At 71.5% G+C, this 19,704-nt stretch carries 22 protein-coding genes and 2 pseudogenes; 7 read left to right on the top strand and 17 right to left on the bottom strand.

What is annotated here, in order from left to right; translation table 11 throughout:
• The first annotated feature begins 287 nt into the window (after positions 1 to 287).
• Positions 288 to 665, top strand: a complete 378-nt coding sequence (locus O7553_RS00910; RefSeq protein WP_281553021.1) for a DivIVA domain-containing protein — start codon at positions 288 to 290, stop codon at positions 663 to 665.
• On the top strand, positions 662 to 1,264 hold the full coding sequence (locus O7553_RS00905; RefSeq protein ID WP_281553020.1) for a hypothetical protein: 603 nt from the start codon (positions 662 to 664) through the stop codon (positions 1,262 to 1,264). Before O7553_RS00910 ends, O7553_RS00905 begins: the two co-directional genes overlap by 4 nt.
• Before the next feature lie 7 nt (positions 1,265 to 1,271).
• Here the strand turns inward: O7553_RS00905 and O7553_RS00900 are convergent, their stop codons facing one another.
• The 5 genes from O7553_RS00900 to O7553_RS00880 all read right to left on the bottom strand — a co-directional run bounded on the left by O7553_RS00900 (position 1,272) and on the right by O7553_RS00880 (position 5,586).
• Positions 1,272 to 1,856, bottom strand: coding sequence for a hypothetical protein (locus O7553_RS00900; protein WP_281553019.1), 585 nt, complete (start codon positions 1,854 to 1,856; stop codon positions 1,272 to 1,274).
• A gap of 128 nt (positions 1,857 to 1,984) precedes the next feature.
• Positions 1,985 to 2,548: an exonuclease gene (locus tag O7553_RS00895; protein ID WP_281553018.1), complete on the bottom strand. Its 564-nt coding sequence runs from the start codon at positions 2,546 to 2,548 to the stop codon at positions 1,985 to 1,987.
• A gap of 62 nt (positions 2,549 to 2,610) precedes the next feature.
• On the bottom strand, positions 2,611 to 4,074 hold the full coding sequence (locus tag O7553_RS00890) for a family 43 glycosylhydrolase (RefSeq protein WP_281553017.1): 1,464 nt from the start codon (positions 4,072 to 4,074) through the stop codon (positions 2,611 to 2,613).
• Between the two features lie 200 nt (positions 4,075 to 4,274).
• The gene (locus tag O7553_RS00885) at positions 4,275 to 4,493 is read right to left on the bottom strand and encodes a hypothetical protein (protein ID WP_278119086.1); all 219 of its coding nucleotides are present in this window, start codon (positions 4,491 to 4,493) and stop codon (positions 4,275 to 4,277) included.
• Positions 4,494 to 4,599: 106 nt separating this feature from the next.
• Positions 4,600 to 5,586 carry a sporulation protein gene (locus O7553_RS00880; RefSeq protein ID WP_281553016.1) on the bottom strand — a complete coding sequence of 329 codons (987 nt, stop codon included), beginning with the start codon at positions 5,584 to 5,586 and terminating at the stop codon, positions 4,600 to 4,602.
• A gap of 308 nt (positions 5,587 to 5,894) precedes the next feature.
• On the opposite strand from O7553_RS00880, the gene O7553_RS00875 reads away from it, so the two are divergent.
• Positions 5,895 to 7,310 (top strand): hemolysin family protein, encoded by a 1,416-nt coding sequence (locus O7553_RS00875; RefSeq protein ID WP_281555401.1) that lies wholly within the window; start codon positions 5,895 to 5,897, stop codon positions 7,308 to 7,310.
• Positions 7,307 to 8,353 carry a hemolysin family protein gene (locus O7553_RS00870; RefSeq protein WP_281553015.1) on the top strand — a complete coding sequence of 349 codons (1,047 nt, stop codon included), beginning with the start codon at positions 7,307 to 7,309 and terminating at the stop codon, positions 8,351 to 8,353. The genes O7553_RS00875 and O7553_RS00870 overlap by 4 nt, the downstream gene beginning before the upstream one ends.
• A gap of 22 nt (positions 8,354 to 8,375) precedes the next feature.
• Here O7553_RS00870 and O7553_RS00865 read toward each other — a convergent pair whose 3' ends face one another.
• The gene (locus tag O7553_RS00865; protein WP_281553014.1) at positions 8,376 to 9,152 is read right to left on the bottom strand and encodes an EI24 domain-containing protein; all 777 of its coding nucleotides are present in this window, start codon (positions 9,150 to 9,152) and stop codon (positions 8,376 to 8,378) included.
• A gap of 265 nt (positions 9,153 to 9,417) precedes the next feature.
• Here O7553_RS00865 and O7553_RS00860 point away from each other — a divergent pair, with 265 nt between their 5' ends.
• Positions 9,418 to 10,704 carry an NAD(P)-binding domain-containing protein gene (locus O7553_RS00860; RefSeq protein WP_281553013.1) on the top strand — a complete coding sequence of 429 codons (1,287 nt, stop codon included), beginning with the start codon at positions 9,418 to 9,420 and terminating at the stop codon, positions 10,702 to 10,704.
• A 47-nt stretch (positions 10,705 to 10,751) separates the two neighbouring features.
• On the opposite strand, the gene O7553_RS00855 is transcribed toward O7553_RS00860, so the two are convergent.
• The 4 genes and pseudogenes from O7553_RS00855 to O7553_RS00840 all read right to left on the bottom strand — a co-directional run bounded on the left by O7553_RS00855 (position 10,752) and on the right by O7553_RS00840 (position 13,079).
• The gene (locus tag O7553_RS00855) at positions 10,752 to 11,645 is read right to left on the bottom strand and encodes an alpha/beta hydrolase (protein ID WP_281553012.1); all 894 of its coding nucleotides are present in this window, start codon (positions 11,643 to 11,645) and stop codon (positions 10,752 to 10,754) included.
• Positions 11,642 to 11,950: a DUF2516 family protein gene (locus tag O7553_RS00850; protein WP_281553011.1), complete on the bottom strand. Its 309-nt coding sequence runs from the start codon at positions 11,948 to 11,950 to the stop codon at positions 11,642 to 11,644. Before O7553_RS00850 ends, O7553_RS00855 begins: the two co-directional genes overlap by 4 nt.
• Before the next feature lie 134 nt (positions 11,951 to 12,084).
• Positions 12,085 to 12,489, bottom strand: a pseudogene (locus tag O7553_RS00845) (hypothetical protein); the annotation flags it as partial.
• Positions 12,486 to 13,079: a helix-turn-helix domain-containing protein gene (locus O7553_RS00840; RefSeq protein WP_281553009.1), complete on the bottom strand. Its 594-nt coding sequence runs from the start codon at positions 13,077 to 13,079 to the stop codon at positions 12,486 to 12,488. The pseudogene O7553_RS00845 and the gene O7553_RS00840, both read right to left, overlap by 4 nt.
• Positions 13,080 to 13,221: 142 nt before the next feature.
• Between O7553_RS00840 and O7553_RS00835 the strand changes: the two genes are divergently transcribed.
• On the top strand, positions 13,222 to 14,031 hold the full coding sequence (locus O7553_RS00835; RefSeq protein ID WP_281553008.1) for an alpha/beta hydrolase: 810 nt from the start codon (positions 13,222 to 13,224) through the stop codon (positions 14,029 to 14,031).
• Between the two features lie 43 nt (positions 14,032 to 14,074).
• Here O7553_RS00835 and O7553_RS00830 read toward each other — a convergent pair whose 3' ends face one another.
• The 5 genes from O7553_RS00830 to mtfM form a co-directional block, all read right to left on the bottom strand.
• Positions 14,075 to 15,031 (bottom strand): asparaginase, encoded by a 957-nt coding sequence (locus O7553_RS00830; protein WP_281555400.1) that lies wholly within the window; start codon positions 15,029 to 15,031, stop codon positions 14,075 to 14,077.
• Between the two features lie 53 nt (positions 15,032 to 15,084).
• Positions 15,085 to 16,173 (bottom strand): folate-binding protein, encoded by a 1,089-nt coding sequence (locus tag O7553_RS00825; protein WP_348650136.1) that lies wholly within the window; start codon positions 16,171 to 16,173, stop codon positions 15,085 to 15,087.
• Positions 16,173 to 16,595 carry a Fur family transcriptional regulator gene (locus tag O7553_RS00820; protein ID WP_281553007.1) on the bottom strand — a complete coding sequence of 141 codons (423 nt, stop codon included), beginning with the start codon at positions 16,593 to 16,595 and terminating at the stop codon, positions 16,173 to 16,175. Before O7553_RS00820 ends, O7553_RS00825 begins: the two co-directional genes overlap by 1 nt.
• Before the next feature lie 109 nt (positions 16,596 to 16,704).
• A complete protein-coding gene (locus O7553_RS00815) occupies positions 16,705 to 17,334 on the bottom strand; it encodes an FABP family protein (protein ID WP_281553006.1) in 630 nt (209 codons plus the stop codon).
• Between the two features lie 15 nt (positions 17,335 to 17,349).
• The gene (gene mtfM / locus O7553_RS00810) at positions 17,350 to 17,454 is read right to left on the bottom strand and encodes a small membrane protein MtfM (protein WP_278171721.1); all 105 of its coding nucleotides are present in this window, start codon (positions 17,452 to 17,454) and stop codon (positions 17,350 to 17,352) included.
• Between the two features lie 25 nt (positions 17,455 to 17,479).
• Between mtfM and O7553_RS00805 the strand changes: the two genes are divergently transcribed.
• Positions 17,480 to 17,845, top strand: a complete 366-nt coding sequence (locus O7553_RS00805; protein ID WP_281553005.1) for a DsrE family protein — start codon at positions 17,480 to 17,482, stop codon at positions 17,843 to 17,845.
• A 58-nt stretch (positions 17,846 to 17,903) separates the two neighbouring features.
• On the opposite strand, the gene O7553_RS00800 is transcribed toward O7553_RS00805, so the two are convergent.
• Positions 17,904 to 18,884 (bottom strand): hypothetical protein, encoded by a 981-nt coding sequence (locus O7553_RS00800; RefSeq protein ID WP_281553004.1) that lies wholly within the window; start codon positions 18,882 to 18,884, stop codon positions 17,904 to 17,906.
• A gap of 294 nt (positions 18,885 to 19,178) precedes the next feature.
• Positions 19,179 to 19,637 (bottom strand): annotated as a pseudogene (locus O7553_RS00795) (winged helix-turn-helix domain-containing protein); the annotation flags it as partial.
• Between the last annotated feature and the right edge of the window lie 67 nt (positions 19,638 to 19,704).

Below are 19,704 nucleotides of genomic sequence, written 5' to 3'. Positions count from 1 at the left end.
CACGTCCGTCAACACCGGAACAGCCAGGAACCCCCGTGCCATGGCCGCTCCGGTGCTGGTCCGTGGCCACGACGCGGCCGACACCGCGTTCCCGCAAGTAACACCGAAATGGAGTACGCACGCGCCCCGGGCCCTTATCCGATCGATCCGCCGTGAATCGAAGACTGCCCTGGTTGCCGTACTGCCAAGGAGGGCTGCGGCGATTGGGGCGGGGTGGCCCGGCCGGTTCGGCAATGCGGCCGGGCCACCCCTTCCACACACCTGACACGCAAGGGGAGGAAAGCGCGATGCGAGAACTGTGGCGACGGTGGCGGATGCGACGGCAACGGCGTCGGATGGTGTCCCTGCCACCGCGCGACTGGCCCGGCGGCAACGGCGTGTACCGCGTACCCGGAAACAGCCGCAACCAGCGACCGACCGGGTACCGGCCGATCCGGCCCTGGCAGGTCCGCAGCCAGCACTTCCGCTCGGTCAGCGGCATCACCGGCCGGGGCGGGCTCGACCCGGCCGACGTCGCCGCGTTCCTCGACCGGGTAGCCCACGACCTGGCCATCGTGTACGCCGAGTTGGACCGCACCTGGGAGCAGAACGACCGGATCAAGGACGCGTTGCGCCGCTGGCAGAGTGGCCATGCCCCGACGGCCTCCCCGTCCGGCTACCGGTGACCGAGCGACACACCGGGCCGGGCTCGGCCGGCGACGGAGCACGGCGCGCCCAGTTGGTGCTCACGGTCGCCAACGTCGACACCGGTGCGGTCGTCTCGGCCGGCGTCGCCCACCTCTACGACCCGGAGGCCCCGGACGAGCCGGTTCTCGCCACCTGGCTGCAACTCCCCAGGCAGTGGCGGCCCGACCTGCCGGCCGACCAGCGGTACGCCCTGGAAGCCGAGGCGATCGCTGCCGAGTCGATCGACCCGTGGCGGTTGTGGCTCGGCCGGACAACGGGTCCACCGGACAGCACCCACCCACCGTCGCCGGCGACAGCAATCGCTGTGGCGCTCCGCCTCGGCCTGACGGTCACCGTCGGCGGTCGCCCCACCGGCGTGCTCACCCAGGACACCGTCGAACAGGCGGTCGCCGACTTGCTGAGCTCGCTGCCCGACGCTCTCGGCGATCTGATCCCCGCGGAGCCGGACACCCCCATCCCCGTACCGTTCGAGCGTCGGCTTCCGCGCCACGGCCGGCGGCACTCAGCTGCCGACGTCAACGAGCTGATGTCGATCAGCCGCGACTGGAGCGGAATCCTCGACGTCGATGGACGGTAGGGACAGGTCAGCCGATCAGGTCGGCGGATGACTCTGCGGGCTCACCGAGTAGCCGCCGCGCTGTATGCAGGGCAGCAGTTTCGTCCACCTCAGCACTGGCGGCAGCGCTCGCAACGAAGGCTTCGATCTGATCCAGGTGCGCTGGCTGAAGTCCACGATTCGGCAGCGGAGCGATCAGGAGCGCCCGCCCGCTGGCGGTGAGTTCTTCGTACACGGGGCCACCGGTCGGCGTCTCGGCGTCGTCGGTCCAGATCAGCGGCCGTCCCTGCGCGACGACCTCACGTGCGGCGCCAAGCTTCGCCCCCGCAGCGGTCGACGTGGACATCTCGTGGGTCCAGCTGCGTCCGAGTCGAGGCAGGCCGAAGAGACGTTCCACCTGGTCCGCCTCGACGCACCAGGTGCTGCACCAGCGGATCTCGACCGCGCCGGCCCGGTGCATCGCCCGGATCCGGTCGATGAGCGCCGGTGCCCACCGCAGCCGATACTCCACCGCGCCGACATGTGCGGTGCCGTTGCACGGTGCCGCGCCCCAGCCGGGGCGGGTCACGTTGACGACTCCGTCGACGTCGAGCAGCCAGACAGCTTGTCGCATCGCGTCACCTTCTTGGCGCGTCGCGCGGGTGTGACGGTATCGCCGGCACACGATGTGAGGCTGAGACACCCTAACTTGGCGGCGATAGGTATCTCAGCCTCACATCAGTGCAGAAGCGGGTTGCCGCGTCAGCGGGTCGCAGGGTTGGCGGCGAGCATGGCGCAGAACAGCGCGCCCTGCTCGATCGCGTCGTCCAGGGCGACATGCTCATGGTCGTGCTCGCCGAACCACTCGCGGGGCATGGTCCGCTTCGACGTCGTCCGGTAGCCCGTGCCCAGCAGCGCCATGGCGTACGTCTTTATGTCCAGCGCCGAGTGGGAGAACGGGCTCGATCCGGTGAAGCGGATCAGGTACCAGTAGACGAACATGAAGTCGTACGCCGCCGGGTAACCGATGAACACCGGCCGCCCCGGCAGCTGGGCGAGCCATTCGGTGTAGCGGGCCATCGCCGCCGCTGGCTCCTCCTGGTCTGCCCGGCACGCCGCCCACGCCTCCGGCTGTGTCTCCCACCACGCCATCGTCTGCGGCGCACCGCTGGCACCGGGCAGTGTGACCAGGTTGGCGCTGAACGTGCCGACCAGTTCCTTGCCTGCCGTGTACGCCGCCGAGGCGAAGCTCAACATCGAGTGCGGGCCGGGGATCGGCCCGTCCGCCTCGACGTCCGTGCTGACGTAGATCTCCGCTTGTGCCACCCCCGCACCGTACGCCCAGCTGGTGGCGCGCTGTCGTACGGTGCCGGGTGTTGGCGGTCGGGTCAGCTGACGGTGAAGGTGGCCGAGGCGCGGCCGGCGGCGTCCGGTACGGCTTCCAGGTAGAACAGGCCGTCGCGGTGGCGGACGTACTGGCCGGGGAAGTTGACCGACTCCAGCGACAGTTTGCCGGCGTCGGCCAGCCCGGCTCGCGCCATGAAGGTGGCGTCCTGCCGGAACAGGCTCGACCCGTCGTTGGCCTCCACCCAGATCTGGTGGTTGCGGTGCCGCAGGTAGTAGCCGGGGAAGTTGGTCGACTCCAGCGAGACACCGGCCGAGTTGGCCAGCCCGGGGACGACCCGGAACTGCGAATCGGCCAAATTCGTTACATTCGCCTCAAGGCGGACCCGGTACTCCCAGTGCCGCAGGTAGCGGTCCGGCTGGTCGTGGGCGCTGAGCCGGACCGGGGTGGCACCGTCCGGCACCGGTACGCCAAAGTTCGGTGTGCCGTCGGCGTTCCAGTAGACCTTCTGCACCCGGGTACGCCGGTTGGGGTCACTCAGCGGGTCGTAGCCGTTGCCGAGGTACCGCTCGTAGTTGCGGGAGTGGTAGACGATCACGTCGCTGCCGTCCTCGGCGACGGTGAACGAGTTGTGCCCCGGCCCCCACTGGCCGGTCCGGCTGTTGCTGGCCAGCACCGGGTTCGGGCTCTTGGTCCACGATGACGCGTTCAGCAGGTTGCTGCTCGCCGACGCGGTGAGCAGCCCGACGGCGTAGTTGGCGTCGGTGGCGCTGGCCGAGTAGGTCATGAAGACCCGGCCGTTGCGGATGATCACCGCCGGGCCTTCGTTGACCCGGTAGCCGCGGGTCTCCCACGCGTACGTCGGGGTGCTGATCATGACCGGGGTGCCGGTGTACGTCCACGGGTTGACCATCCGCGCCAGGTAGATGTTGGAGTTGCTGCCGGCGTACTCGGCCCAGGCCAGGTAGCGCACTCCGTTGTGGACGAACGTGGTGGCGTCCAGTGAGAAGCCGGGGCGCGAGGGCTGGATCTGGCCGCGTTCGGTCCACGGTCCGTCGAGCGGGTTGGCGGCAGAGGACTCCAGCACGTACGGGCGGATGGCCCAGATGTCCTCGGCCCGGCCGGCGGCGAAGTGGATGTACCACCTGCCGTCGATGAAGTGCAGCTCGGGTGCCCAGATGTGCGCGCCCATCTCGCCGGTCGAGTGCTTGCGCCAGATCACCCGCTCGGTGGCGGCGGCCAGGCCCTGCAGGGTGGTGGCCCGGCGCATGACGATCCGGTCGTACTCGGGGACGGTGGCGACGAAGTAGTAGTACCCGTCGGTGTGCCGGTGCACGTGCGGGTCGGCCCGCTGTTCGACGATCGGGTTGGTGAACTGGACGGCGGGCGGGACCGCCGCCGTGACAGCAGCCGGGGCGGCGGCGACCACGGCGGTGGTGGTGGCCGCAGTCACCAGGGCGGCGGTTGTCGCCGCCAGCCAGTTGACCGTGGATCGCGATCGCCTCATAACCGACACCCTTCGCAATCATCCTCTTCGATACGAACAGTGTTAGCGCTCACACAGCCAGGGTCAAGAGGGTTCGTCATCTATACGAAACAATCCGGCGGGGCAGTCGGCGGAAATCTCCCACCGCCCCGCCGGATACCGTCCGAACTCGCCCCAGCAACGCCCGTCGCTGGAGACTCGGCCGAGGCCGGCCGCTACGGCTACTCGCCGCCGAGATTCACCAGCGCCTGCGCGGTCCGGAAGTACGGGTTCCGCCCGAGGTCGCCGACGGTGACGATGCCGAAGGCATCCTTGAGCAGCTTGGCGTCGCTCTCACTGACGCCCTTCAGCGCGGCGACCGGCGCGGCGACGATCTCGGTCAGGGACTTGTCCTGGTAGGCCTTGTCGACCAGCGTGGTCAGGTCAGCGGTGACCGGCATCCTGTTTGTTCTCCTTACTCGGTGGGGGTATGACCCGGCCCACGGCGGGCCGAGCCGACGAGTCCAGCTGTCTGCAGCACTGACTCGGGGGTACGCGGGCCGGCGGCTACTCCTCGGACTCTTCTTCCTCGGGTTCGTCTTCCTCGTCGTCGCCGCCGATGACGTCGAAGACCTCCTCGGCGACCATGCCGGCGGCGAAACCGGCAACGGCGCCGCCGGCCGCACCGGCGAGTACGCCACCCATCCCAGAGCCACTGTCCTCGTGTCCACCGTGGTACCCGCCATGGGCGTGACCACCCCCGTAGCCGCCGAGCAGCGCGTGTCGCTGCTCCAGCGACTGCCGCAGCCAGGAGTCGACCAGGCTGATCCAGTCGATGCTCTCGGCGGCCGCGTGCTCGATCCGGTAGTGGCCGTACGCGTCGTGGCCGGGGGTGAACAACCCGGACTTCTTGTCGAACTCCAGGACCACGGTCACTCCGTACGGGTCGGCGACGAACGTCAGCTCAACCTGGCTGACCCCCGGGTACTGCGGTGCCGACGCGTACTCGATCTCCTGGTAGAACGGCATGGTCTGGGGCAGGCCGGCCAGCTGGCCGTGTTCCAGGTCGGCACCGGTGAACGGCAGTCCGAGCGCAGCGAACGCCTCCAGGATCCGCTCCTGCACCGGCAGCGGATAGACGTGCACGTCGTCGAGGTCACCCGGGTCGATGGCACCGCGGACCCAGATCTTGGTACGCAGGCCCATGGTCATGCCGGGCAGCCGCTGACCGTACATGTCGGTGACCGGCGTCTCCCACGGCACGTCGATCTCGAACGGCAGCGACAACTGCTGCCCGGCGGCAAGACGCAGCTCGCCGCAGACCGGAACCCGATGGAACTCGACCGTACCGTCGTACTCCTCGTCGTCGGTCTCCATCTCGACCCGGGTGACCAGCGCGACGGTGATCTGGTCGATCTCCACCTCGTGGTCGCCGCCGGTGATGTCGACCTGGCCGGCCAGGGTCAGGCCGGGGCGGGTGCTGGCGTTGGACAGGACGGTGTCGACAGTCGGTCCACCGACTCCGAAGGCTCGGAGCATCCGTTTGAAGACCACGTGGCTATCTCTCCCTGGCGGTACGCTGGCGCGATCCCCGGACGCGCCGCTCGTTGCCGCACAACATGATCAGATGTGTCTATTTTGGAACCGGGGTTGCCGAAGATGCTAGCTGGGCAGCCTGAGAGGTTGCTGAACAGCAGATATCAGGTACGCAAAGTAATTGTACGAGTACTTCTCGCTACTGTTCTCAGTGAACTCGAAGGTTGGCGCAGCGTCCGCCTGTCTATGCTGAGAACCATGCCCACCACCAGCGACCCTCCCAGTCCCGGCCGCCCCGTCACCGTCGAAGGAGTGACCGGGCGGTGATGGAGTGGGCGCTGCTGGGCGCCGCGGTGCTGCTGGTCGCCGCCAACGCCGTGTTCGTCGCCGCCGAGTTCGCCTTCGTGACGGTCGACCGGGCGACCGTGGAGCGGCAGGCCGCCGCCGGTGACCGCCGCTCGGCGGGCCTGCTGCGCGGCCTGCGGACGCTGTCCACCCAGCTGTCCGGCGCCCAGCTCGGCATCACCGTGACCAGCCTGGTCGTCGGCTTCCTCGCCGAGCCGTCACTGGCCACCCTGCTACGCGGCCCGCTCGGGCTCACCGGCCTGCCGGACGGCGCGACCACCGCACTTGCGCTGACGCTGGCGCTGGTCCTGGCCACCGGTTTCCAGATGACCTTCGGCGAGCTGGTGCCGAAGAACTGGGCAATCGCCGAACCGCTGCGGGTCGGCCGGGCGGTCGCCGGCGCGCAGCGCGGCTTCACCGCCGCCACCGGGCCCCTGATCCGGTTCCTCAATGGTACGGCCAACCGGATCCTGCGGGCCTTCGGCATCGAGCCAACCGAGGAACTGGCGTCCGCCCGTACGCCTCAGGAGCTGGCGTCGCTGGTCAGCCGATCCGGCGAGGAAGGGACCCTGGATGCGGAGACCGCCGAGCTGGTCTCCCGGTCGATCGACTTCGGCGAGCGGACCGCCGCCGACGTGATGACCCCCCGGCCCCGGGTCCGGTTCGTCACCACCGACGCACCGGTGGCCGAGGTGCTGCGGCTGGCCGCAGCCACCGGACACGCCCGCTTCCCGGTCACCGGCACCGGAGTCGACGAGGTGCTCGGCGCCGTCCATTTCAAGCATGCCCTCGCCGTACCGGCCGGGGAGCGCGACGACCGGCCCGTGCGGTCCGTGATGGTCGAGCTGCCCGAGGTCCCGGAGACCGCCGAGCTGGACCCGCTGCTCGGCACGCTGCGCAGCCGGGGACTGCAGATGGCGGTGGTGGTCGACGAGTACGGCGGCACCGCCGGCATCGTCACCCTGGAGGACCTGGTCGAGGAGATCGTCGGGGAGATCGCCGACGAGCAGGACCGGCCGACCGGCCGACACCAGCGCGCCGCCGACGGTTCGTGGCAGCTCTCCGGCCTGCTGCGGCCCGACGAGGCGGCCCGGCTGACCGGGCTCGACCTGCCGGAGGGCCGGATCTCCGACACCCTCGGTGGGGTGATCATCGAGGAGCTCGGCCGGCTGCCCCGGGTCGGTGACACTGTCACGGTCGTCGCCGACGACCGCGAACACCCGGACCCGGACGGGCTGCCCACGTCCGTACCGGTGGAACTGACCGTGACCCGGGTCGACGGCCGCCGCGCCGACCGGCTGCTGCTGCGCCGCGCCGACCCCACCGCGGCAGCCGGGTCTCCTGACGGACGCCGGAACGGCCACTCAGCCGGGCACCCGGAGGAGACCGCGTCATGAGTGACTGGTTGGCGATCCTCATCGGGGTGCTGCTGCTCGCCGGCAACGCGTTCTTCGTCGGTGCCGAGTTCGCACTGATCTCGGCCCGGCGGACGCAGATCGAGCCACGAGCCGCCGACGGGTCCCGGCTGGCCCGGGTCACCCTACGGGCCATGGAGAGCGTGTCACTGATGATGGCCGGTGCCCAGCTCGGCATCACCGTCTGTTCGCTCGGCCTGGGTGCCATCGGCGAGCCGGCCGTGGCGCACCTGATGGAGCCGGCCTTCGCCGCCGCCGGGGTGCCGGACGCGCTGGTGCACCCGATCGCGTTCGCCATCGCCCTGGCAATCGTGGTCTTCCTGCACATGGTGATTGGCGAGATGGTGCCGAAGAACATCGCCCTCGCCGGTCCGGAGCGGTCCGCGATGGTCCTGGGCCCGGTCCTGTACGGCGTCGTCACCGTGCTGCGGCCACTGATCTGGCTGCTCAACCAGCTCGCCAACATCGTCCTGCGCCTGCTGCGGGTGCAGCCGAAGGACGAGGTGACCTCCACCTTCACCCGGGAGGAGGTCTCCGGCTTCATCGCCCAGTCCCGCCGTGAGGGCCTGATCGACGAGCACGAGCACCGGCTGCTGACCGGGGCGCTGGCGTTCAGCGACCAGCCGACCGCCCGGGTGGCGATCCCGCTGGATTCGCTGGTCACGGTCTCCGCCACCAGCACGCCGGTCGAGCTGGAGAAGCGCTGCGCCGACACCGGCTACTCCCGCTTCCCGGTCGTCGACGGCGCCGCACAGGTCACCGGCTACCTGCACGTCAAGGACGTGCTCGGGGCCTCGGCGCAGGACCGGGACCGGGCGGTCGACTCCCGGCTGATCCGGCCACTGGTCACGGTTCGGGCCACCCAGCCGATGCGGGACACCCTGACGGTCATGCAGCAACGGGGCGCCCACCTGGCCCGGGTGGTGGACGCCGACGGCCGGTTGACCGGCCTGGCCGCGTTGGAGGACGTGATCGAGGAGCTGGTCGGTGAGGTCCGCGACGCCGCCCAGGCCGCCAGCCGCTAAACGCCGCACAGGCCGCCAGCCACTAAGCGGGCGGAGCAAGCTGCGGTGGCCCGTCGGTGGGCTGGTCGAGCGACTGGCGGGCGAGCAGCGTCGCGCCGGCCACCGCCGCCGGCATGACCAGTACCGCGCCGAACGGGATCAGGCAGCAGCAGAAGACCGCCACCCCGAAGCCGAGCGCCTTCGGCCGGTTGCTGCGCAGTGCCACCCGCCGGTCCGGCAGCCGCAGCCCACGGCGGTAGAACGCGGAACCGACCAGCTCAAGTGCGAGCCGCCAGCCGCCGAACAGGGCGGCGACCACCGGCACCACGGTCTGCCCGACGACCGGGATGAACCCGCAGAGGAACAGCGGTATCCCGATGACGATGCCAAACGCGATCAGCCGGGCCGAGTCGAGCAGGCTGTGCCACAGCGACCGCCACCACGGTACGTCGACCCCGTTCGGCACCCCGCCATGCTGCTCCTCCACCCGTTCGGAAATCTTCTCGTAGAACGGATCCCCGATGAACAGGGTCACGGCGGTGAAGGTGAGTACACCGATCAGCCCACCGAGGGCCAGCAACGCGACGGCGACCGCACCGCGTACCGCGTCCCGGGTGCCCGCCGACCAGTCGTCGGCGAACGGGGTGAGCCAGCCGGCGACGTCGACCACGACGGCTGTCCAACCGACGAACGCGGCCACGAACAGCACCCCGGCGATCACCGCCGGGATCAGCCCGAGCAGCACCATCTTCGGGTTGCGGGCGTAGGTGCCGAAGCCCCGCAGGAACAGCCGGACACCGTCGAGGAAGGCGCGGATCATCTCAGCCGGCCAGGCGCAGCCGTACCCGGCGGTTGGCCCGACCTTTGCTCTGCCACTCACGCAGGGTCGGGTCGTGCAGGTCGAGTCGGTCGGTACGGCCGTGACTGGTGACACCCACGGGTGGCAGGTTACCGCTGACCAGATGGAATCACCCAGCCAGCTGATTTGACGAGTGTCAAACTTGACCATCGTCGAAACAGCGGGCATCGTATGGTTGATTCGACGATCATCAAGACTGCAAACGCTCGCCAGCACGGAGGGATCCATGATCAACGAAGAGCAACCGGCCATCGTCATCGGGGCCGGACCGGTCGGCCTGGCCGCCGCCGCCCACCTGCACGAACGCGGCCTGCCCTGGGTCCTGCTGGAGGCTGGTGGCAACGCTGGCGCGGCGGTCGGCAGGTGGGGGCACGTTCAGCTCTTCTCCCCCTGGCGTTACAACATCGACACCGCCGCCCGCCGGCTGCTCGACGCCGCCGGCTGGGCCGCCCCCGATCCCGAGCACCTGCCGACCGGCGCCGAGTTGGTCGGCGACTACCTCGAACCGCTGGCCAAGCTGCCCGACTTGGCCGGTCGGATCCGGTACGGCGCGCGGGTCGTCGCACTGGGCCGCACCGGCATCGACCGGGTCCGCACCGACGGCCGCGAGCAGGCACCGTTCGTGGTCCGGCTCGCCGACGGTACGGAGCTCAGCGCCGGTGCCGTCATCGACGCCTCCGGCACCTGGGGTACGCCGAACGTCCTGGGCGTCAACGGGCTGCCCGCCCACGGCGAGCCGCAGGCAGCCCACTTGATCAGCACCGCTCTGCCGGACGTGCTCGGTGCCCACCGGGCCGACCACACCGGCCGGCACACCGTGGTCGTCGGTGCCGGCCACTCCGCCGCCAACACCCTGCTGGCCCTCGCCGAGCTGGCTGCTCAGGAGCCGGGCACCCAGGTCAGCTGGGTCACCCGGGGCGCGACCATCGACCGGGCGTTGGGCGGCGGCGATGCCGACGCTCTGCCTGGCCGCGGCAAGTTGGGCACCGGACTGCGGTTGCTGCTCGACTCCGGCCGAGTCGAGCTGGTCAGCGGATTCGGCGTGCACACCGTACGCGCCACCGCCAGCGGCCGGGCCGAACTGATCGCAACCGACGGCCGGACGCTGGCCGCCGACCGGATCGTGTCGGCCACCGGGTTCCGCCCCGACCACCGGATCGCCGACGAGCTACGACTGGACCTGGACCCGGCGCTGGGCTGCGCCCGGATGCTGGCCCCGCTGATCGACCCGAACGAGCATTCCTGTGGCACCGTCCCGCCGCACGGGGTGGACGAGCTCACCCAGCCGGAGCCGGGGTACTACGTCGTCGGCATGAAAAGCTACGGCCGGGCACCGACGTTCCTGCTGGCCACCGGCTACGAGCAGGTCCGCTCGGTCACGGCGGCGCTGGCCGGTGACTGGACCGCCGCCCGGGACGTACAGCTGGATCTGCCGGAGACCGGCGTCTGCTCGGTGACGCCCAGCGACCCGTCCACCACGCCGTCCGCCGCCTCCGGCGGCTGCTGCGGTTGACCGTCGTCGACCTGATCAGCGACGGGCGCCGTGGCGCCCGTCGCTGATCAGGTCGGCTCGTTGAGAAAGCCGGAGACCCGCTGCCGCAGATCGGTGCGCTGGTTCCAGAGCACACCGGGGCGGTCGTAGACGTGCAGGGCGGCGCCCGGGATGGCGGCGGCCAACCGCTCGGCGGTCTCGGCCGGGTGCAGGTCGTCGCCGACGCAGCCGATCACCAGGACCCGGGCGGTGACCGCGGCGAGCGCCGCCGGGTCGGGCACCGGCACTGCGTCGGCCAGGTCGACCAGTTCGGCTGCGAGGCCGTCGCGCAGCAGCTGGTCGATCCTGGTACGCAGGTACGCCCACGCGGCCGGGGTGTTGCGTACCGGCACCGGGGTCTCCGCCGCGATCAGCTCCGCCACCCCGGAGACGTCGCTGTCGTTGACCGCGGTGACCAGTTCGGCGACCCGCTGGCGGGCCGAGGTCGGCCGGGCCGTGTCGAAGGCCGACGGTAGGAAGAACACCGCCCGGTCGAACCGCTGCGGGCTGTCGGTCAGCAACCGGGCCAGCGCCCCGGCACCGAGGCTCATCCCGACCGCCCGGCCGGCACCGGTCAGATCGGCCACGGCCCGCAGGTCCCGGGCCAGATCGGGGTAGCCCCATGGGCCGGCCGGCGCGGCGGACCGGCCGTGCCCCCGGAACTGGAAGAACACCTTGCGCCCGGCTACTCCGCTACCCAGCGGCCGGGTGGTGGCGATGCCGTACGCGATGCCGTGCGCGAAGACGGTGGTCGGCTCACCGGACCCGGTGATCAGCCGTTCCAGCTCCACGCCGTGCGGCGTGGTGATCACCTCGGTCTCCGGTTCGGGCAGCGCGGGCCGGCCGGTACGGGGACCGGACGGGCCGGGTCCGTAGGTCCGCGGCCCGCCGTCCGGCGGCGGTGGCCAACGGAAATCTCTCACCAGGAGCCTCGGCCGTCGGCGATGTCCCGCAGCCCGACCCGCACGTCGAGCAGGTAGATCAGCCCGGCGGCGATCCCGATCAGGCCGAACAGGCTGACCTGGAACAGCAGGGTGAGCAGCAGGCAGACGCCGAGGATGGCCAGCCACGCGCCTTTCGGCAGGGTGCCGATCGCCGGGAACGCCTCGCCTTTCTGGGTGACGCAGTGCACCAGCGCGACCGCCTGCACGACGAGGGCGAACACGAACAGCGCCAGGTTGAGGATGTACCGGACGTCGGCATAGAACAGCGGCGCGGCAGAGTCCATGCCCAAAGCTTATGCCGCGGGCCCCGGACGGGTGCCACCTGCATCCGGGGCCCGCGGATCACCCGGACCCGCCGGAACTACTCGGCCTTGGCCTGGGTGGGCTTGGCCGGCTCGGTCGAGTCGGCTTCCGGTGCCGCGGTGACCTGGGCTGGAGCCTCGGTGGTCGCCATGTCGGCATTGACGGTGTCGGCGGCCCGGACCACCCCGGTGCCGACGACCCGCTCGCCGTGCGCCACCAGCGTGCCGTAGATCGCCACGGCCCGCTGCCCGGCCGACTGGGCACCGGCGAGCACCGCGTCGCGGTTGCGCACCGCGATCGCTCGCAGGCGCTCCAGGTCGGCACCGGTGTTGGCCCGCTCACGCAGCTCGGCCGTGCCCTGGGCGGCCTTCTCCCGCAGGCCGACGGTGCCGAGGGTGGCCTTGCCGGTCAGCTGGGTGACGGCCACCGGTAGCTTGCGCAGCTGCTGGTAGGCCAGGTCACCGGCGCCGGCGACGGCGTACAGAGGTGCTGGGATCCGCTTGGTCTTCGGCTGGCTCATCGTTGCTCCTCCTCGGCCGCTGCGGCGGCCTGCTCGGTTTCCCCGGCCCGGGGCGTACGACGCCGGGGGGTGGTCTTCTGCCGGGAAGTGGTCCTGGTCGGCGCGGTCGGCGGCGGGTCCTCGCCCGCCGGGCCAGGTGCGGCCCCGGCCTCGGTGACGGCGACCGACTGCAGGGTCTGCTCCTCAACTTCTTCGGCGGCTTCGGCGGCGGTAGCTGTGTCCGCGTCGGTGTCCGGTCCGGCGTGCCGGGCGTTCTCCCGGCGGAACGTCTCGTAGATCTGGCTCAGCGACTGCTTCTGCGCCATGGTGAGGTCGGGGTCCGAAGCGATCGCGGCAAGCACGCCCTGGCCGTCCTTGTCGTCGAGCAGCCCGGCCCGCAGGTACATCACCGGCGTGGAGACCCGCAGCGCGCTGGCCAACTGCTGGAGCACCTCCGCGCTCGGTTTGCGCAGGCCGCGCTCCACCTGACTGAGGTACGGGTTGCTGACGCCGGCCTGCTCGGCGAGCTGCCGCAGCGAGATGCGGGCGTTGTGCCGCAGGTCCCGGATGAAGCCCCCGATGTCGCGAGGCAGGTCCTTCGGTGTGGCCATGTCTCGACGGTAGCCCCGATCTGCTTGCAACTGCTAGCGAAACGCTAACGAAAGTTAGCGGAGTCACCCGGAAGAACCGTCGCAGGAGCAGCCGAGAAAGTCGTTGGCGGCCACCCGCCCCGTGTCGCTAGGCTGCCCGCCGATGACGACGATCCGGGTAGGCAACGCAACGATCAGCTACGACGACGTCGGCACCGGGCCACCCGTACTGCTGATCCACGCCGGCATCGCCGACCGCCGGATGTGGCGGGCGCAGGTCGCCGCGCTTCGTGACCGGCACCGGGTGATCGCCATGGATCTGCGCGGGTACGGCGAGTCCGACCTGCCGGCCACCGCGTTCGCCCACCACGACGACGTGATCGGCCTACTGGACGCGCTCGGAGTCGCCCGCGCCGCGCTGGTCGGCTGTTCGTTCGGCGGCGCGGTCGCCATCGACGTCGCCATCGCCCACCCCGACCGGGTCACCGCCCTCGCCCTGTTCGGGTCCGCCCTGGGCGGCCACGACTGGTCCGACGCCACCGAACAGCTCTGGGACGACCTGGTCGGCGCGGTGGACCCGGAGGATCTGGACGCGATGGCCGACGCCGAGGTGCGGTTCTGGGTCGTCGGCCCGCACCGGCAGCCCGCCGACGTCGACCCGGAGCTGATCGCCTTCGCCCGCGAAATGGACCGTCGGGCGCTCGCCGCCGAAGCCGCGCTCGGCGACGTCACCCACCGCGAACTCGATCCACCGGCGGCCCGCCGGCTCGGTGAGATCGGCGTGCCGGTGCTGGTCGGCGCCGGTGCGCTCGACGTGCCGGACATCCTTGCCCTGGCCGACCTGATCAGCACCGGCATCCCGACCGCCCGGCGGCTGCCGGACGTGCCCGACGCGGCCCACCTGCTGCCGCTGGAGTGCCCCGGGCCGGTCGACGCCGCGCTGCGTGAGTTCCTCGCCGACACCGTGCGATAGCCGATCACCGTGCGATAGCCAACTCGTCCGCCGGCCAGTCTCGTCAGGAGGGCCGGCACAGGGCGCGCAGCGTGCCGACCGGCTGGCCGCCACCGAGCACCGGCGGCTCACCGAGTTCGGCCAGAGCCGTCGGATCCAGGCCTTCGGCGTCGGCGCCAGTGCCGACGCCGAGCCGACGCAGCGCGGCGACCACCGGCGGCACCGTCGCCCGCTGCGCGCCGTCGTCGATCTTCACCGCGATCGCCCCGACGCCGGGCACCGCCACCGCCAGCACACCCTCCGCACCGACCTTGGCCAGCAGCCCGGGCACGGCCCGCATCAGTCGGGTGTCGGCCCGTCCGGTGCCGGCCACCAGCTCCGGGTACGCCCGCATCGCGTCCGCCACGGTCCGCTCCACCGACCCGGCGAGGCCGTGCACCAGCCGCAGGAACGCCCGCGCCACCGCGGTCAGCGACAGCGCCAGCACCGGCGCACCGCAGCCGTCCACCCCGACGGCGGCGGCCGGCTCACCGGCGTACTCCTCGACGGCGGCCCGGATCCGTTCCTGCAACGGATGCTCCGGATGCCAGTACTCCTCCACCGGCCAACCGGCCGCCCGGCAGGTCAGCAGCATCCCGGCGTGCTTGCCGGAGCAGTTCATCTGCAGCCGACTCGGCCCGCCACCGGCTCGCAGCACGTCGGCTGCGGCGGCCGCGCCGACCGGCAGCTCCGGCGGGCAGCGCAGCGCCGCCTCGGTGAGCCCGGCGGTACGCAGCAGCGCGGCCACCCGGGCCAGGTGGAAGTCTTCGCCACTGTGGCTGGCACAGACCAGCGCCAGGTCGGCTGGATCGGCCAGCCGCAGCCCGGCCCACAGCATGCCGATCGCCTGCAACGGCTTGTTCGCCGACCGGGGGAACACCGGCGACTCCACGTCGCCGAACCGCTCCCGCAGTCCGCCGTCAGCGGCCAGCACCACCAGTGAGCCGTGATGCCGGCTCTCCACGAAACCGGAGCGGGCCATCTCGACCAGCGGCACCCCGCCGGCGTACCTGGTCAACTCTGCGACATCCCGGCTCAGGGCTCGATCGCGGCGGTGAACTCACCGGCACGCAGATCGGCGTCGTCCGGCACGTTGCGTTTCACCACCGCCAGAGCGACCATGCCGAGCTCGTGGTGGCGCAGCGCGGTGCCGACGAAGCCGACCGTCCGGCCCTCCAGGGTCAGCGGGGTGCCGGCGTCCGGCGGGGTATCGCTGGTCACCCCGTCGAGGTGCAGCAGCACTAGCCGGCGCGGTGGCCGGCCCAGGTTGTGCACCCGGGCCACCGTCTCCTGCCCCCGGTAGCAGCCCTTGTCGAGGTGGACCGCCGGTCCGAGCAGGCCGACCTCCGCGGGGATCGCCCGGTGGTCGGTCTCCAGACCGACCCGGGGGGTACGCGAGGCGACCCGCATTGCCTCGTACGCCCACAGCCCGGCCGGGGCTGCACCGGCCGCACTCGCCTCGGCCACCAGTTGTGCCGTCGCGGCCCGGGGTACCAGCAGGTCGACGCCGAGTGGCACCCGGCGGGCCCAGCCACCCCGGTACGGCCCGTCGGTCGGCAGCGCGGCCACCGGGTAGAGCACGGTGGGCCGGTCGGGGATCGACCCGGCGGCGAACTTCGACGCGGGCACCGGCAGCAGGTCCGGGTCGGCCAGCCCGGTCACGCCCAGCGCCGCCGCCGCGTCGACCGCGGCCGGGCCGACCAGCGACAGCACCGCCCAGTCGGCGGTCACCTCCGCTGGGTCGACCTGGGTGAAGAACCGCATTTTCAGCAGGTACGTCAGCAGCTCGCCGGCCATCTGCGGCTCGGTGTCCAGCCAGGTGGTGGTGCCGTCCTCGGCGACCATCGCGTGCTGCTCCACGTGGCCGTGTGGGGAGAGCACCAGCAGCTCGGTGCCCTGACCGGCGCGCAGCGTCGCCAGATGCTGGGTGGTCAGGGTGTGCAGCCAGCCGATCCGTTCGGCCCCGGGCACCGCCAGCACTCCCCGGTTGCTCCGGTCGACCAGGCCGACCTCGGTGGCGAGCCGGCGCTGCTCGCGCATCGGGTCGCCGTAGTGGGCGGCGACCCCGGCGTCGGGGGATCCGGTGGCCACGTCGGCGATGTCCACCGCGCCGGGTATGTCGATCACTGTCTTCCTCCGCACCGCTCGCAGGTGCCGAACAACGCCATGTGGCCGATGTCCACCTGGAAGCCGCGCTGTTCGGCGAGCGCGGTGATCAGCGGCTCGGCCAGCGCCGGGTCCATCTCCGAGACCGACTTGCAGGACCGGCAGACCAGGTGGACGTGCTGGTCCTCGCCGACGGAGTGGAACGTCGGCGAACCGTGCGACAGGTGGGTGTGGGTGACCAGGCCCAGCTCTTCGAACAGCTCCAGAGTGCGGTAGATGGTGGTGATGTTGACCCCGGCGGCGACCTCGCGCACCGCGTTGAGCACCTGCTCCGGGGTGGCGTGTCCCAACTCGTGCACCGCTTCCAGGATCAGCTGACGCTGCGCGGTCAGCCGTAGCCCGCGCGAGCGCAGCATTTCTGCCAGGGAAGATTCAGCCACCGTCGCCATCCTATCGCCGCCGTCTCCGTGGCCGACCTGTCTCCGTGACCGACCTGTCTCCGTGACCGACCTGTCTCCGTGACCGACCTGTCTCCGGAGCCGATCTGGATCAGCCGCCGACCCGGATCAGCCGGGCGGACAGGTGCGGGGACAGCGGCTGACCGACGGCGGCCATTTCCTGGGCGTACAGCAGCGCCCCCTCCACGATGCCGAACAGCCGGTGGCCACCGGTGACCTCCTTGGCGGTACCGGTACGCACCACAGCGTCGGTGGCCAACTCGACCTGCACCCCGGTGACCCGACCCAGGTAGAGCTCCATCACCCCGGTCGGGGTCATCATCGTCGCCTCCAGCTCACCGGTGGCCCGGCCGTCGGCGTCGGTCACCGCCCGCCACCAGCCGAGTTCACGGCCGGCCGGGCGCACCGGGCGGGACTGCTCGTCGAGCAGCCAGGCCCGCGACTCGTACCGCAGGAACGGCCGGCCGTCGTGGCTGATCTGGATCTCCTGCGCGTAGTCGAAGTCCTCAATCGTCGGGTAGCCGCCGCGCCCCCGCCCACGCCACACCCCGATGTACGGCAGCAGCGCGTTCAACGCCGGGTGCAGCTTCGGGCCGACCCGCAGGTCGTGGCTCTCCTCGAACGGGTACGGGTCGACCGGCGGGGCGTCCAGCCATGGCGGCCGGACCGGGTTCTCCTCGGTGCTCGGCTGTCCCGCTCCGGACGCGCTGCTCGCGCTCATCGATCCTCCGCTTTCTCACCAGCGTCCACGGCAGATGCGGACCGCGAGGTAGACCAGGCCACCGGCGAGCGCGCCGAAGCCTGCCACCAGCAGGCTGACGAACCCGATCTCGGTAACCATGACAAGGCCATCCTATGCTGGCCGCATGGCTCGCACTCTCGTCGTGAAGGCGACCGCCGGCTCGGACGAGCCGGAGCGGTGCGCCCAGGCGTTCACCGTAGCGGGCACCGCCGCCGCGGCCGGCGTCGAGGTCTCCCTCTGGCTGACCGGTGAGTCGGCGTGGCTCGGGCTGCCCGGCCGGGCAGCCGAGTTCGACCTGCCGCATTCGGCTCCGCTGCCCGACCTGCTGGACGCGGTGCTGGCCGGTGGTGGTCGGGTGACGGTCTGTACGCAGTGCGCGGCCCGCCGTGGGTTCGGCCCGGACGATGTGCTGCCGGGGGTACGGATCGCCGGGGCGGCGGTCTTTGTCGAAGAGATCATGGCCGACGGCGTCCAGGCCCTCGTCTACTGACCGGGTGTCTAGCGGCCGGGTCGGCAGCCGACGACGGATCAGCGGTTGGACGACGGGATCAGCAGGTGAAGTCGGTGGCGGCGATCCAGACGTCGTCGCCGCCGAGCCGCACCACGGTGCCCTTGCTGCCGTACCGGTGGATGAACAGCGGTGCCTGATCGGAGACCACGGTGGCGCGCGGCATGGTGAAGCCGAGCGACGCCCACTCGTCGGACTCCGCGGTGCTGGCCGCAGTCAGCGCGTAGCTGCTGAGCTGTCCGTCTCCGTCGGGACAGGGCAGTTCCACCGACGATGCGGCCCGTACGTCGGCCACCCCGAAGGCGCCCGTCAGCACTTCGGCGTGGCTGCGCGGGGTCGGGCCGACGATGGCGCCCGGCCGGGGGTCGGCGGGCGCGGGCCGGGACCCGTCGGAGGCCGGTCGGCAGCCGGTGCTGATCCGCAACTGCACCACGCCGGCGCGGATCAGTTCGCCGCGGACCGCGACGAAATCACCGGCGTCGGCACCTAGCCGCGACCGGCCGGTGGCGGCGTCGTGCCGGGCTATCGCGGCGTAGCTGGCCGGGAGCCGGTGGGCGATCCGGTCGAGCAACGCCGGGCCGGAGTCGGGCGCCGTGTAGACGGTGAGCACCCGGGTCAGTTCGGCGCCGGGGCGCATCGGCGTGATCCGGCAGCCGGCGCTGATCTGTTCCTCGGCCAGCACCACCACGCCGGCGTCGCCGACCGCAGCGGTCAGGTCGATCGCCGCCCGGTCGGCGACTGGCCGCGCCTGTCCAATGTCGCGCTGCTCGCGGACGGTCGGGCTGTCGTCCCGCTGGGACTGCACGGCCAGGCCGAACAGCAGCACGCTCCAGGCGACTGCGGCGGCCGCCAGCGACCACCGCCACCACCGACGCACCGGGCCCTGACCAGCGGCGCTCGGCGGCATGGCGGCAGATGACGGCACCTCGGCAGATGACGGTCCCGACGACGACGGCGGCGGGGCTGCTGCTGCCGGGTGTGCCGGCGGGACGGCCGGGGTCGCGGGCGGGTCGTCAGTCACCCGGCCATGGTGCCAGGTACCGGCCAGGGCGGCCGGCCGGCCCGGCAGCCGTCAGCAGCCGACCTCGACCGGCCTGCCGATCCGCTGCTCCGGCAGCTCCCGATCCGACCCGTCCCAGCCGGGCTCGTCCGGTACCGCATCCTCGTGGACCAGTTCGTCGCGAGCCGCCACGTCGTCACGGACCGCCACATAGTCACGGACCGCGCCGTCGCCGGCCACGTCGTCCCGCTGGTACCCGACCCGGTCCGGTCCCGTCGCCGCCAGAGCGCCGAAGTTGTCCGGCGCGCTCGACGCGAGCCGGTAGCCGACGCCCCGTACGGTCTGGATCTCCAGGCCGCCGCCGGCGCCGCGCAACTTGCGGCGCAGCCGTTTCACGGCCGAGTGCAGGATGGCCGTGTCGCCGAGATAGGCCCCGCCCCAGACCGAGCCGAAGAGCCGTTCGTAGGTCCAGACCACCACCGGTGGGGTGGCCAGCCGGGCCAGCAACTCCCGCTCCAGCCGGGTCAGCGCCAACGGCTCACCCCGCCAGGTGACGAGATGGCCGGGCACGTCGACGACGAGGTCGCCGAGCACGACCGGCGCCGCCGGTTCCGGTTCTTCCGCCGGTACGGGCGGAAACAGCATCGCCCGTAACTCGGCCAGATCAGTACAGATGACTACCGTGCCGCAGTCGTCGAGGCGTCTCACGACGCGCTCACGGACGGCTACGTCAGCGGTGACACACACGACCAGTGGCACCTCACCGTTGACCACCGCGCACTCCTCCCCAGGTTGCTGCGTGTCATCAGACAACGCCGTTTAGTCGCCGGAGTCAACAGCG

This window comes from Solwaraspora sp. WMMA2059, from assembly GCF_027497315.1.
Classification (GTDB): domain Bacteria; phylum Actinomycetota; class Actinomycetes; order Mycobacteriales; family Micromonosporaceae; genus Micromonospora_E.
The sequence above is the reverse complement of the archived record's forward strand: the minus strand, read 5'-3'. Positions and strand labels throughout refer to the sequence as shown.

Bases quoted from the DNA above. Each gene is read 5' to 3' on its own strand.
- O7553_RS00910 (WP_281553021.1), top strand. From the start codon at position 288: ATGCGAGAACTGTGGCGACGGTGGCGGATGCGACGGCAACGGCGTCGG.
- O7553_RS00900 (WP_281553019.1), bottom strand. From the start codon at position 1,856: ATGCGACAAGCTGTCTGGCTGCTCGACGTCGACGGAGTCGTCAACGTG.
- O7553_RS00890 (WP_281553017.1), bottom strand. From the start codon at position 4,074: ATGAGGCGATCGCGATCCACGGTCAACTGGCTGGCGGCGACAACCGCC.
- O7553_RS00885 (WP_278119086.1), bottom strand. From the start codon at position 4,493: ATGCCGGTCACCGCTGACCTGACCACGCTGGTCGACAAGGCCTACCAG.
- O7553_RS00875 (WP_281555401.1), top strand. From the start codon at position 5,895: ATGGAGTGGGCGCTGCTGGGCGCCGCGGTGCTGCTGGTCGCCGCCAAC.
- O7553_RS00870 (WP_281553015.1), top strand. From the start codon at position 7,307: ATGAGTGACTGGTTGGCGATCCTCATCGGGGTGCTGCTGCTCGCCGGC.
- O7553_RS00865 (WP_281553014.1), bottom strand. From the start codon at position 9,152: ATGATCCGCGCCTTCCTCGACGGTGTCCGGCTGTTCCTGCGGGGCTTC.
- O7553_RS00860 (WP_281553013.1), top strand. From the start codon at position 9,418: ATGATCAACGAAGAGCAACCGGCCATCGTCATCGGGGCCGGACCGGTC.
- O7553_RS00850 (WP_281553011.1), bottom strand. From the start codon at position 11,950: ATGGACTCTGCCGCGCCGCTGTTCTATGCCGACGTCCGGTACATCCTC.
- O7553_RS00840 (WP_281553009.1), bottom strand. From the start codon at position 13,079: ATGGCCACACCGAAGGACCTGCCTCGCGACATCGGGGGCTTCATCCGG.
- O7553_RS00835 (WP_281553008.1), top strand. From the start codon at position 13,222: ATGACGACGATCCGGGTAGGCAACGCAACGATCAGCTACGACGACGTC.
- O7553_RS00830 (WP_281555400.1), bottom strand. From the start codon at position 15,031: ATGGCCCGCTCCGGTTTCGTGGAGAGCCGGCATCACGGCTCACTGGTG.
- O7553_RS00815 (WP_281553006.1), bottom strand. From the start codon at position 17,334: ATGAGCGCGAGCAGCGCGTCCGGAGCGGGACAGCCGAGCACCGAGGAG.
- mtfM (WP_278171721.1), bottom strand. From the start codon at position 17,454: ATGGTTACCGAGATCGGGTTCGTCAGCCTGCTGGTGGCAGGCTTCGGC.
- O7553_RS00805 (WP_281553005.1), top strand. From the start codon at position 17,480: ATGGCTCGCACTCTCGTCGTGAAGGCGACCGCCGGCTCGGACGAGCCG.